12 protein-coding genes are annotated in these 12,099 nt (G+C 74.2%); 8 read left to right on the forward strand and 4 right to left on the reverse strand.

Features of this window, described 5'->3' with window-relative positions:
• Nucleotides 1–4: 4 nt before the first annotated feature.
• From ACQPZA_RS31770 to ACQPZA_RS31785, 4 genes are all read right to left on the reverse strand, one after another.
• Nucleotides 5–931: an alpha/beta hydrolase gene (locus tag ACQPZA_RS31770; protein ID WP_433275741.1), complete on the reverse strand. Its 927-nt coding sequence runs from the start codon at nt 929–931 to the stop codon at nt 5–7.
• A gap of 99 nt (nt 932–1,030) precedes the next feature.
• A complete protein-coding gene (locus tag ACQPZA_RS31775; protein ID WP_433275742.1) occupies nt 1,031–1,519 on the reverse strand; it encodes a PH domain-containing protein in 489 nt (162 codons plus the stop codon).
• A 16-nt stretch (nt 1,520–1,535) separates the two neighbouring features.
• Nucleotides 1,536–2,342, reverse strand: a complete 807-nt coding sequence (locus ACQPZA_RS31780; RefSeq protein WP_433275743.1) for a biotin--[acetyl-CoA-carboxylase] ligase — start codon at nt 2,340–2,342, stop codon at nt 1,536–1,538.
• A 139-nt stretch (nt 2,343–2,481) separates the two neighbouring features.
• Nucleotides 2,482–5,247 (reverse strand): ATP-binding protein, encoded by a 2,766-nt coding sequence (locus ACQPZA_RS31785; RefSeq protein WP_433275744.1) that lies wholly within the window; start codon nt 5,245–5,247, stop codon nt 2,482–2,484.
• Nucleotides 5,248–5,692: 445 nt separating this feature from the next.
• Between ACQPZA_RS31785 and ACQPZA_RS31790 the strand changes: the two genes are divergently transcribed.
• The 8 genes from ACQPZA_RS31790 to ACQPZA_RS31825 all read left to right on the forward strand — a co-directional run bounded on the left by ACQPZA_RS31790 (nt 5,693) and on the right by ACQPZA_RS31825 (nt 12,066).
• The gene (locus ACQPZA_RS31790) at nt 5,693–7,330 is read left to right on the forward strand and encodes an acyl-CoA carboxylase subunit beta (RefSeq protein WP_433275745.1); all 1,638 of its coding nucleotides are present in this window, start codon (nt 5,693–5,695) and stop codon (nt 7,328–7,330) included.
• Nucleotides 7,327–7,566, forward strand: a complete 240-nt coding sequence (locus ACQPZA_RS31795) for an acyl-CoA carboxylase subunit epsilon (RefSeq protein ID WP_169399438.1) — start codon at nt 7,327–7,329, stop codon at nt 7,564–7,566. Before ACQPZA_RS31790 ends, ACQPZA_RS31795 begins: the two co-directional genes overlap by 4 nt.
• A 143-nt stretch (nt 7,567–7,709) precedes the next feature.
• Nucleotides 7,710–7,940 carry a hypothetical protein gene (locus tag ACQPZA_RS31800; RefSeq protein ID WP_433275746.1) on the forward strand — a complete coding sequence of 77 codons (231 nt, stop codon included), beginning with the start codon at nt 7,710–7,712 and terminating at the stop codon, nt 7,938–7,940.
• Nucleotides 7,941–8,064: 124 nt separating this feature from the next.
• Nucleotides 8,065–9,030, forward strand: coding sequence for a threonine ammonia-lyase (locus ACQPZA_RS31805; RefSeq protein WP_433275747.1), 966 nt, complete (start codon nt 8,065–8,067; stop codon nt 9,028–9,030).
• A 107-nt stretch (nt 9,031–9,137) separates the two neighbouring features.
• On the forward strand, nt 9,138–9,650 hold the full coding sequence (locus ACQPZA_RS31810; protein WP_433275748.1) for a hypothetical protein: 513 nt from the start codon (nt 9,138–9,140) through the stop codon (nt 9,648–9,650).
• Nucleotides 9,647–10,762 (forward strand): sensor histidine kinase, encoded by a 1,116-nt coding sequence (locus ACQPZA_RS31815; protein ID WP_433275749.1) that lies wholly within the window; start codon nt 9,647–9,649, stop codon nt 10,760–10,762. Before ACQPZA_RS31810 ends, ACQPZA_RS31815 begins: the two co-directional genes overlap by 4 nt.
• On the forward strand, nt 10,759–11,421 hold the full coding sequence (locus tag ACQPZA_RS31820; RefSeq protein ID WP_433275750.1) for a response regulator: 663 nt from the start codon (nt 10,759–10,761) through the stop codon (nt 11,419–11,421). The genes ACQPZA_RS31815 and ACQPZA_RS31820 overlap by 4 nt, the downstream gene beginning before the upstream one ends.
• Nucleotides 11,422–11,439: 18 nt before the next feature.
• Nucleotides 11,440–12,066 (forward strand): Maf family protein, encoded by a 627-nt coding sequence (locus ACQPZA_RS31825; protein ID WP_433275751.1) that lies wholly within the window; start codon nt 11,440–11,442, stop codon nt 12,064–12,066.
• Nucleotides 12,067–12,099: the final 33 nt, after the last annotated feature.

The raw sequence follows: 12,099 nt of genomic DNA on the forward strand, positions 1-12,099 counted from the left end.
CGGCTCAGCCCTCGGACCGCTTCAGCAGGTGGTCGACGAACCAGTCGCGCGCCGCCGTGCTCGCGATCTGTGCGCCCGCGCCGCGGTACCCGGCGAAATGGTCACCGGGGACGGTCACCAGCTTCTTGGGCTGCAAGGCCCGCTCGTAGGCCTCGAGCGCCCAGTCGCCGGGGGCCACGTCGTCCGCCGGGGCCACCACCATCAGCACCGGGGTCGGGGAGATCTGCGGCACGTACCACCCCGGCTCGTAGCCGGCGAGGTACTCGACGCTGCGCAGCGTGATCTCGTTCGCCCATTCCGGGTCACGTTCGGCGGCGCCGCCCGGCGCGAAGAAGTACTCGTAGGCCGAGCGGGACGGGAGGCCCGCCTGTACCGAGGGGTCCTCGGCGACCAGCGGGACCACGGCGGGCGCCTCCCCCCGGTACCGGGCCCGCCGGTCGGCCGCGAAGGCTTCCCGGGTCGGCGCCACCATGTCGACGCGGACCAGTGCCCGCAGCTCGCGGGAACCACTGATGAACGGGGCCTGCCCGACCACCGCACCGACCCGCCGGTCGATCGCGCCCACCACGAAGGCGTGGCCGGCCGAGAAGCTCGTGCCCCACACCCCGATCCGCCCGGCGTCCACGTCCGGCCGGTTCTGCGCGTAGGTGATCGCGTGCTGGTAGTCGCGGATCTGCTCCCACGGGTCGACCTCGTGGCGCGGCTTTCCCGCCGCGACGTCGGACCGGCCCCAGCCGCGGTGGTCGTACAGCACCACGGCCAGCCCCGCGGCTGCGAAGACCTCGGCGAAGTCGTCGATGAAGTGCCTGATGGTGCCGCCCCAGCCGTGCGCCATGACCACGCACGGAGCAGACTGCGCCCCGCTATCGGCGGGGTGGAACCGGCCCCGCAGCGTGACGCCCTCGGCGTCGAACTCGATCTCCTCGAACATGGTGCCCCCGTCTTCTCGGCTCTGCCGCCAGTCTCTGCGGGGCACCGGAGGGGGGCGTGCCGAATCCTGCACGGATCAGTTGCCGATCCGTGCGCGCTCCTAGGCCTGGGTGTCGGCCAGCTCCTGGTACAGCATCGCGTGCACTCTCTGCACGCCCGGAACGTCGTCGAACTCGAGTGGCTCGTCCGACGCCGACTCGATCACCAGCGTGCCGCAGCCCAGGATCCGTTCGAAGATCGTGTGCCGGAACTGCACGCTGTTGATGCGTCTCATCGGGATGTCGATGCCCCGGCGCGACAGCACGCCTTCCCGCACCAGCACCCGCCGGGTGGTGACGACGAAGTGGGTGGTGCGCCAGCGGACCACCGGCACCACCGTGAACCGGACGACGAGCGCCAGCGCGAGGACGGCGAGCGCCAGCCAGGCCCACGGGGCCCAGGTCTGCGCACGCACCACCGCGGCGAGGAACGTGCCGACCGCAACCACCAGCAGCAGCACCAGCACCGGGACGACGACCATCTTCCAGTGCGGGTGCTTGTGCATCACGACCTGCTCGCCCTCGACGAGGAGCTCGTCCGGGTAGGCCACCCAGCCACGGTACTGCTCAGTCGGCAGGCCGCAGGTGTACGACGTCGCCCGCCGCGACGGCCCGCCGGTGGCCCGCCGGGTCGAGGAGCAGCAACCTGCCGTCCCGGTCGACGTCCTCGGCGATGCCGGTGAGGACCGTGCCGCCGGGCAGCTCCACCCGCACCTCGGAGCCGAGGCTCGCGCACCCCGACCGGTAGTCGGCGCGCAGCCGGGTGGCGTCCGGGTCGCCACGGCCATCGCGCCATTCGGCCTCCCGCTCGGCCAGCCGCCGGAGCAGCGCCACGAGCACGGCGGTGCGGTCGGCCGGGCCACCCTCGGCCGCCAGCGACGTGGCACCGGGCTGGTCGGGGGGTGACCCCACCACGTTCAGCCCGATCCCGACGACGACGGCGGGGCGCGCGTGGTCGGCGACCTCGGCGAGAATCCCCGCCACCTTCCGGTACCCCGGGCCGAGCAGCAGGTCGTTGGGCCACTTCAGCCCAGCCGGAGCGGTGGTGAGCTCCCGGACCGCGTCGAGGGCGGCGAGCCCGGCGAGCAGCGGCAGCCAGCCGAACCGCGACGGCGGGACGCCGGTGGGACGCAGCAGGACGCTCACGGTGATGCCGGACCCCGGCGGGGCCACCCAGGTGCGGGCGAGCCTGCCTCGGCCGGACTCCTGGTACTCCGCGACGAGCACCGACCGGTCCGGGGCGCCTGCGGCCGCGGCAGCCATCAGGTCGGCGTTGGTGGAGCCGGTGCGCTCGACCACGTCGAGCTGAGCCCAGGGGCCGACGAGCGACGTGCGCAGCACATCCGCGTCCAGCGGCTGAGCGGTCCGGTTCATACGGGCGGACGCTACCGACGGTGCGGCCGCGGCGCGTGATGCAGCGCGGTGTCCGCGACGGACGGACGCCGGCGGGCGACGGACGTGCCGAAATCGTCCCCGCGTCGCCGCCGGGCGGGAGGGGAGCGGACCAATCGGTCTAGACCGCCACCACCCGCGGCCCGCTCAGGGCCCCGTGGAGCTCGGACCGCGACGTGATCCCGAGCTTCGGGAAGGTGCGGTACAGGTGGGTGCCGACGGTGCGGTGGGAGAGGAAGAGCCGTTGGCCGATCTCGCGGTTCGAGAGCCCCTGCGCGGCCATCCGGGCGATCTGCAGTTCCTGGGGTGTGAGGAGGTCGTCGCGCCCCTCGGGCACGTCCACCCGGCTCGTCTCGCCGGACGCGCGCAGCTCCTGACGCGCCCGCTCACCCCATGTCCGTGCACCGAGTGCGTCGAACGCCTCCCGAGCCGCGCGGAGCAACGGGCGCGACTCCACCGCCCGCCGATGCCGCCGCAGCCACGTGCCGTACGCGAACGCGACCCGGGCCCGCAGGAACGGCCAGGCGCTCAGATCGGCACCCAGCGCGTCCCGGAAGAGCGCCTCGGCGTGCTCGTCCGAGGCGAGCAGCGGCCGGACGGAGCAGAGGTTCACCCGCAGCAGCGGGGACCGGGTCTCGGCGACGATCGGCTCGAACTCGTGCACGATCACCCGCGCCTCGTCGGTGTGCCCGCTGTGCACCGCGGCCTCGACGAGGTCCACGAGGACCCAGTCACGGACGTAGCCGTGGTGAGCGATGTCGCCCGGGTCGAAGATCCGGCGCAGGTCTTCGTAGGCGTCGGCATGACGGCCCGCGGCGAGCGCGGTGGACCCACGAGCGAGCTGGACGAGCGACAGCATCGGGGTGGCGCCCATCGACAGCGACAGGCCCTCCGCGCACGTCGCGAGCGCTTCCGCCGCCGACTGGTCCCCCTGCAGGCCCACGACGGTCGCCTCGGCCGCCTTCGCGGCCGTCGCCCAGGTCGGCTGACCCGTCTCGACCGCGAGCCGCGCGCCCTCCTCGGCAGCCGATATCGCCACGCGCCAGCCGCCGAGGAAGATCCCCGTCCAGGCCTGGGACACCAGCGCGTAGGCGAGCAGCCCCAGCCGGCCCTGGGCGCGCAGCCCCGCGACGGCCGCCTCGAGGAACCGCGGCGCCTCGGGGAACGCGCCGATACCGGTGGCTGCCGAGCCCAGCAGACGCAGCGTCTCGGGGTCGCGCGCGGCGTCCGCGTCGAGCCGGGCGACACGATCGAGGACGACGGCACCCCGCTCGCGGGGGGCGGCGAACGCCAGGGTGGCGAGCAGTTCGGGCGTGTCCTCGGGCACCGGGATCCGCTCCGCGGCCGCGACCACGAGCTCCCGGGTGTGCCCGTCCGGATTGGCCCACCAGCACCGCAGCGCCACCAGCAGGAGCGCATTCAGCGCCCGGTAGGCGTCGCCTCCGAGCCGCAGCCGGTCCGCGATCTCGACGATGGCGGCGACCTTCGCCGAGCCCGACCACTGGCCCGCCTCGAACATCTCCCGCAGCCACGACAGGCGCGGGCGCTCCAGGGGCCCGAGCTCCAGCGGCTCGGCCTCGTGCAGCAGGCTGAGGACGAGGTCGCGGCGTCCGATCTCGAACGCCAACTCGGCGGCCCGGAGCAGCCGACCACCTCGCCGTGCGGGGTCCTCGGTCAGCTGCGCCGCCCGTTCCAGCGCACTGACGGCACCCGCGATCGCCCCCCGCCGCGCTGCGCGCGTGGCGGCGGCCTCCAGCTCGTCCGCCGCTTCGTCGTCGGGCCCGAGCCGGCACGCGACGCGATGCCACACGCGCCGGTCGGGCTGGTCGGTCAGGACGCTCGCGAGCGCGGCGTGTGCCGCCTGGCGCCGGGCCATACCCGCGGTCTGCCGGATCGCCGAACGCACCAGGGGATGACGGAAGCGCAACACGGTCTCGTCGGGCGCGGTCTCGTCGACGGTCACGAGCGCCGCGGACACCGCGGGCGCGATCTCCGCCACGGACAGCTCGGCCCCGAGCAGCACGCCTGCGGCGCGCACGACCTCGGCCAGGGAGTCGCCGTCGTTGAGGGCGGCGACCAGTAGCAACGCACGCGTGCGGGTCGGCAGCTCCGACTCGCGGGCCGCGAACGCCCGCTCCAGACGCGTGGTCAGCGGTAGCCACGGCGGGAGCGCGGGCGCGTCACCGAGGTCCTCGAGGGCACGCGGCAGCTCCACGAGCGCGAGCGGGTTGCCCGCGGCCTCCTCGAGCAGCCGCTCGCGGCGGGCAGGTGCGAGGCCGGGCGCGTGCGCGTCGAGCAGCCGCGCGGCAGCGGCATCGTCGAGGGCCGCCAGGCGCAGCTGCGGCAGGCTCGGGTCGGCGAGGGGATGTTCGGACCCCTCTCGGCCGGCGGCCAGCAGGATGACCGGATCGGACTCCAGGCGCCGCGCGACGAAGGCCAGCACGTCGGCGGTGCCGCGGTCCAGCCAGTGCGCGTCCTCGACGATCAGGACCAGCGGGGCGCGCGCCGCGCTCTCCGCGAGCAGGTCGAGCACCGCCAATGCGATGCGGAACAGCTGAGGGGGCGCCGCGTCGCTCAGGCCGAAGGCGACCCTCAGGGCCTCCCGGTGGGCCTCCGGCAGCCCGTGGGTCGCCGGGAGGATCGGTCGCAGGAGCTGGTGGAGGGCCGCGAAGGGCACGGTGGCCTCGGACTGCACACCCGCGGTCCGGAGCACCCGGATGCCGCGTTCCGTCGCGCGTCTCTGCGCGGCGGTCAGCAGCGCCGACTTCCCCACGCCGGGTTCGCCGATCACGACCAGGGCCCCGCCCCGCTGCGGTGCAGCGTCGACGAGATCGTGGAGTGCCGTGATCTCCACGGTGCGCCCGAGGAGTTCTCCACCAGCCGGCATCACGCTCGCTCACCTTCTTCGATTCCCGGGATCCATTCCCGGCGAAGCCACGGAATGTGTCCGAAGAAGAACCGCGAGCAACTGCCGCCGACACCTCCGCGCAGCATTCGATCCGGCACGGTGGTCGGGCCATCGTTCGACATGGCTCAGGGTGTCCGTCGCGGTCGGTCGTTGGCGGTCTCGAAGTTCGCCTGGGTCGGCCGCCCTCGACTCGAAGCCGGAGAGCGCGGGGCAACCGGACCATCGAGGATCCTAGGACGAATTCGTCCACACCGGTCAGATCACCGGAAAATGAGTGAGCGGATCCGCCGAACAACGGAAGGGAATCCCATTTCCGTAGTGGACCGCTGACGCTGCGCGAGACCCGGGCGTCGGCGGCGCCCGGCGCCCACCCCCGGGTTGACCTGTCCGGATTAAGCTGCCCAGCCATGAGCGAGGGACGACGATGAGCGCCGCTGCTGAGCCGGTCGGGGACGCGTCCGGGGCCGACGAGCCCGACATCCACACCACGGCAGGCAAGCTCGCCGACCTCTACCAGCGCATCGACAGCGCGGTGCACGCCGGCAGCGCGGCGGCGGTGGAGCGCCAGCACGCGAAGGGCCGCCAGACCGCCCGAGAACGGGTCGACCAACTGCTCGACCCGGGCTCCTTCGTCGAGCTCGACGCCCTCACCCGGCACCGTTCCACGAACTTCGGGATGGACGCCAACCGCCCGCTCGGGGACGGTGTCGTCACCGGCACGGGCACGATCGACGGCCGTCCCGTCGCGGTGTTCAGCCAGGACGCCACGGTGTTCGGCGGGGCACTCGGCGAGGTGCACGGCGAGAAGATCGTCAAGGTCATGGACCTGGCCGCGAAGATCGGCTGCCCCGTCATCGGCATCAACGACGGCGGCGGGGCCCGCATCCAGGAGGGTGTGGTCGCGCTCGGCCTCTACGCCGAGATCTTCGTGCGCAACGTGCGCAGCTCCGGTGTCGTCCCGCAGATCTCACTGATCATGGGGCCGGCCGCGGGTGGCGCCGTGTACTCCCCTGCGCTCACCGACTTCACGGTGATGGTCGACGGCACCAGCCACATGTTCATCACCGGCCCGGACATCATCAAGACGGTCACCGGCGAGGAGGTCGACTTCGAGGACCTCGGCGGCGGCCGGGCCCACAACACGAAGTCCGGGGTGGCGCACTACCTGGCCGACGACGAGGCGGACGCGTTCGCCTACGTCAAGGAACTGCTGAGCTTCCTGCCGTCCAACAACCTCTCCGAGCCGCCCGCGTTCCCGGCGCCGGAGCCGACGGACGGCGCGATCGCCGACGGGCTCACCGACACCGACCTCGAGCTCGACAGCATCATCCCGGACTCCCCGAACACCCCGTACGACATCCGCGAGGTGATCAACCGGGTGCTCGACGACGGCGAGTTCCTCGAGGTGCACGAGCTGTTCGCGCCCAACATCGTGGTGGGCTTCGGCCGGGTGGACGGCCGGTCGGTCGGCGTCGTGGCGAACCAGCCGACGCAGTTCGCCGGCTGCCTGGACATCGACGCCTCCGAGAAGGCGGCCCGGTTCGTCCGCACCTGCGACGCGTTCAACGTCCCCGTGCTGACGTTCGTCGACGTGCCCGGCTTCCTGCCCGGCACGGAGCAGGAGTGGAACGGGATCATCCGTCGCGGCGCCAAGCTGATCTACGCCTACGCCGAGGCCACGGTCCCGAAGGTCACGGTGATCACCCGCAAGGCCTACGGCGGCGCGTACGACGTGATGGGGTCCAAGCACCTGGGTGCCGACGTCAACGTGGCCTGGCCGACCGCGCAGATCGCCGTGACCGGCTCAGCCGGAGCGGTGAGCATCCTCTACCGCAAGGAGCTCAAGGGCCTCGAGGGCGACGAGCTCGCCGCCCGGCGGGCCGAGCTGCAGCAGCAGTACGAGGACACCCTGGCCAACCCCTACATCGCGGCCGACCGCGGCTACATCGACGGCGTCATCCCGCCGTCGCACACGCGCGGCCACATCGCGCGCGCCCTGCGGCTGCTGGCCACCAAGCGGGAAGCCGTGCCGGCCCGCAAGCACGGGAACATCCCGCTGTGACGGCGCCCGGCGAGGCGACCCCCGAGGAGCGCCGGGCGCTGTTCCGGGTGGTGCGGGGCGACCCGACCGACGAGGAGGTGGCCGCGTTGACCGTGGTGCTCGCCGCGGCGGCCGCCACACCCGGCACGACGTCGGCGCCGGCCGTCCGGGACCGCTGGTCGGACCCCGTGACCAGGTTCCGCGTGCCGCTGCACCCGGGCCCCGGCGCGTGGAAGACCTCCACCTGGCCCCGCTGAGGCCTGCCGCGCGCCGCCAGCCTCAAGGTTCGCCCAAGTTCCTGGCCTCCCCGCTGTGATCGCCCCCACACTCGGCTCACCGGCCGAGGGGGACGGGCCGTCCGTCCGGACGGCAGACCCGCAGCCAGGAGGAGGGGACCGGCGTGGACACCGACACGATCGTCAGGATCGGCCTCATCGCGCTCGTGGCCATCGCGGTGCTGACCGCGATGCCCCGCCTGCGTGGCACCTCCAGCAAGCGCACCGCCACCGGCAAGGGCGCCGGCTCCACGCCCGTCCGGCGGGAGCCGTACGGCACCGGCGCCGGCGACGCCCCCGCCGACACGAACCCCGTCGGCCACCCGACGGGCCCGGACGGCGGCCGGGGCAGCTGACGCCTGGTTGCAGCAAAGCCACTTTCATGCCACCTCGTTGCGTGAAAGTGGCTTTGCTGCAGCGTGTGGGCTCCGGCGGACGGCGGCGCTGGTCGCAGGGGGCTCGGCGGTCCATGATCGGGGCATGGGGGAACGTGTGGTGCCGTCGGTCGAGGAGATCCGGCACGCCGCGGAGCACCTCGACCCGGTGTTCGCCGGGTCCCCCCTCCTGTCCGGCACCACGCTCGACGCCGGGGGCGCCCGGGCCGTGCTCAAGGTCGAGACCCTCAACCCGATCCGATCGTTCAAGGGTCGCGGGGCGGTCACGTGGATGCGCGAGGTCGGGTCGACGGCCGGCGGGGTGGTGTGCGCGTCGGCGGGGAACTTCGGCCAGGGGCTGGCGTATGCGGCCCGCGCGGCCGGGACCTCGTGCCGGGTCTTCGTCGGGGCGTCGGCGAACCCGGCGAAGGTCGAGTCGATCCGCGCTCTCGGGGCCGAGGTCGAGGTCGGTGGCCCCGACTACGACTCCGCCATCGCGAGCGCCCGGCAGTTCGCGAGCGCGTCCGGGCTGAGCTTCGTGCAGGACGGCCGGGACCCGTGGATCGCCGCGGGGGCCGCGACGATGGCGCTCGAGGTCACCGAGGCCGGGACGCTGCCCGACGTCGCGCTCGTTCCCGTCGGCAACAGCGCACTGATCCTGGGTGTCGCCCAATGGCTGCGGCACCGCAACCCCGAGGTCCAGGTCGTCGGCGTCTGCGCCGAGAACGCCGCGGCTCCCGCCCTCTCGTGGCGGGCGGGCCGGGTGGTCACCACCGCGAGCGCCACCACCGTCGCCGACGGGATCGCCGTTCGCGAGCCGTTCCCGGAGTCGGTCGCGGCGATGCTCGATCACGTCGACGACATGGTCCTGGTCAGCGAGGAGCAGCTCCGGAGCGCGACGCGGTGGCTGGCCGCCGACGTCGGGCTCCTCGTCGAGCCCGCCGGTGCTGCCGGGGTGGCCGCGCTACAGGCTGACCCCGACCGGTACGGGGGCCGGACCGTGCTCATCCCGCTCTGCGGGGGCCATCTGCCCCCGGACGCGCTGGACTGGAGCGAGGAATGGAGCAGGTGAGCGGCTGACCCGCACGCGGGTCCACCGTGGGGTGGAGACGCGATCTCCACCCCGGGTCCACCGCCGGGCCGACGATCACCGGGCCCGCACGCAGCAGGGTCGTCGGCATGGAGATCCTCTCGTACGCGCTCGCGGGCCTCGTGCTCGTCTGGGTGCTGTCGCGGCAGTTCAGCGGCCGGTTCGTGTCCTTCCGACGGGCCGTGGTGCTGCCGGTCGTCCTCGTGCTGGTCGGGCTCGACCAGGCCTGCAACGCCGACATCCGCTGGACCGGCGCGGCGGTCGGGGTGGTGGTGCTCGACCTCCTGCTGATGGTGGGGCTCGGGGCCGCTCGGGGCGCCGCGGTCCGGTTGACCGAGCGCGACGGCTACCTCTACCAGCGCGGTGGCTGGCCGCTCCTGGTGCTCTGGGTGGTCTCGATCGGCGCCAGGGTGGGCGTGGCCGTCCTGACCACCGGCGACGCGCGGGCGGCCGCTGCGACCACCGTGGCGCTCTCGGTGGGGGTGAGCCTCGCCGCCCAGTACGCGGTGCTCAGCTACCGGGTCCGGGCCGACGGGAGGCCGCTGCGGCCGGGCGCCCGTGATCGACGCGGCGCCGTGGCGGGGTCCAGACTCGACCCGTGATCGTGGAACGCGGCCCGCTGCGGGTGGCGGGCAACCTGGTCTGGTTGCCGATCGTGCTGGTGGCGTCGTTCGTGAGAGAGCCGCCGCCCACGCACCCGCTCGCCGCGGTCGCCGCCGCGGCCGTCGCGACCACGGGCTGGGCACTCCTCGGGTGGATGCGCGAGGACCCACCGTGGTGGTGGACGCCCGCAGGTGTCGCCGCGACCGGCCTGGGCGGCGTCGCACTCCTGGCCACCACGCGGTCCCCCACCCCGTTCGCGTTCCTCGTCTACGCCGTGCTGATCGCCGCGGTCAGGTTTCCCGTCGCCGCCGCGGCGGCGACGCTCGTCGGAGCGGTCATCGGCCTGGTCGCGGTGAGTCTCGGGTCCGCACCGGCCGTCGTCGCGGTGTACGTGCTCCTGCTCGTGGCGATACTGCTGTTCGGGATGGGGCGCCGCGAGAGCGCCCACCGCGCCGAGCAGCGGGAGCTCGCCGTCGTCGCCACCGCGAGGGCGCACGAGGAGCACGCCCGCGCCGCGGCCCTCGACGAGCGCGCCCGGATCGCCAGGGACGTCCACGACGTGCTCGCGCACTCGCTGTCCGCGCTCGCGGTGCAGCTGCAGGGGGCACGGCTGATGCTGCTGCGCGACGGCGCCCCGCCGGACACCGTGGCGCAGGTGGAGCGGGCGCAGCGGCTGGCCACCGACGGGCTGGCGGAGGCGCGCAAGGCCGTCGCCGCCCTGCGCTCGGAACCGGTCGACGTCGTCGAGGGGCTGCGGGCGCTCGTCGCCGACGCCCCCGACGCCACGCTGCAGATCGACGGCGAGCCGGCCGGCCTGGCGGCGGGCGAGCGGGAGACGGTGCTCCGCACGGCCCAGGAGGCCCTCACCAACGCCCGCCGGCATGCTCCGGGAGCGCCGGTGCACGTGCGGCTGACCCGCCGCGGCGCGGCCACGGAGCTGGTGGTGCAGGACCGCGGTGGAGCGCCCGCACCCCGGCAGCCGGGTGGCTACGGCCTCACCGGCATGGCCGAACGGGCCGCGCTGGCCGGCGCCGAGCTGGAGGCCGGCCCGGTGGCGGACGGCTGGCGGGTGCGGCTGCGGCTGCCCGCGGCGGACGCGATGCGGGCGTGAGCGCCCGGGACGGCCGGACGGCCGCGGAGCTGCGCGTCGTGCTCGCCGACGACCAGACGATCGTGCGCGAGGGCCTGGTCACCCTGCTCGACCTGCTGCCCGGGATCCGGGTCGTCGGCGCCGCGGCCGACGGCGACGAGGCCATCGCCCTCGTCGCCCGGCACGCCCCCGACGTCCTGCTCACGGACCTGCGCATGCCGGTGTGCGACGGGGTGGGCGCCACGCGGCGGGTGCGCGCGGAGCACCCCGGCACGGCGGTCGTCGTGCTCACGACCTACGCCGACGACGCCGCCGTGGTCGACGCGCTGCGCGCAGGCGCGCTCGGGTGGCTGTCCAAGGACGCCGACGCCGAGGCGATCGGGCACGCGCTGCGGTCCGCCGCGGCGGGGCAGTCCACGATCGACTCCGCAGCGCTCGCCCGCCTGGTCGCCGCCGGTCCCCGGCCGTCCGGCCCACCTCCCGACGGCCTGACGAGCCGGGAGGCCGAGGTGCTCGCTCTGATCGCGGCCGGGCTGTCCAACCGCGAGATCGCGCGCCGCCTCGTGGTCGGGGAGGCGACGGTGAAGACGCACGTCAACCACCTGTTCGCCAAGGCCGGCCTGCACGATCGGGCCCAGGCCGTGCGCTACGCCTACCGGCACGGGCTCGTCGCCGAGTGACCTCTAGGCTCGGTCGTCGTGCGTGTCGTACTCGCTTCCGCCTCCCCCGCCCGGCTCTCGGTACTGCGAGCGGCGGGCCTCGACCCGGTCGTCGAGGTGGCCGACGTCGACGAGGAGGCGCTGCTCGACACCGTGCCGCACGCCTCGCCGGGCGAGAAGGTCACCACCCTCGCCGGCGCGAAGGCCACCACGATCGCCCGCCGGATCGCCGGCACCCACCCGGACGCGGTCGTGATCGGCTGCGACTCGATGCTGCACGTGAACTCCGAGCTCGTCGGCAAGCCCGGCGACGTCGAGGTGGCCAGGCGGCGCTGGCGGGCCATGGCCGGGCGCACCGGTGAGCTCGTCACCGGCCACACCGTGCTGCGGCTGGCCGACGGGGAGATCGACCGGGTCGCCGAGGGACACGCGGTCACCGTGGTGCGGTTCGCCGAGCCGAGCGACGAGGAGCTCGACGCCTACCTCGCCACCCGTGAACCGCTCGCCGTGGCCGGCGCCTTCACGCTCGACGGCCTCGGCGGCTGGTTCGTCGAGGGCATCGACGGTGACCCGTCCAACGTCATCGGCATCAGCCTGCCGCTGACCCGCCGCCTGCTGGCCGGTGTCGGTGTCCGGGTGACCGACCTGTGGACCTCGACGGCCTGACCGCGCCGGAGACCGTGATCGACTCCGCCACGA

This window comes from Pseudonocardia xinjiangensis, from assembly GCF_050948425.1.
Classification (GTDB): domain Bacteria; phylum Actinomycetota; class Actinomycetes; order Mycobacteriales; family Pseudonocardiaceae; genus Pseudonocardia; species Pseudonocardia xinjiangensis.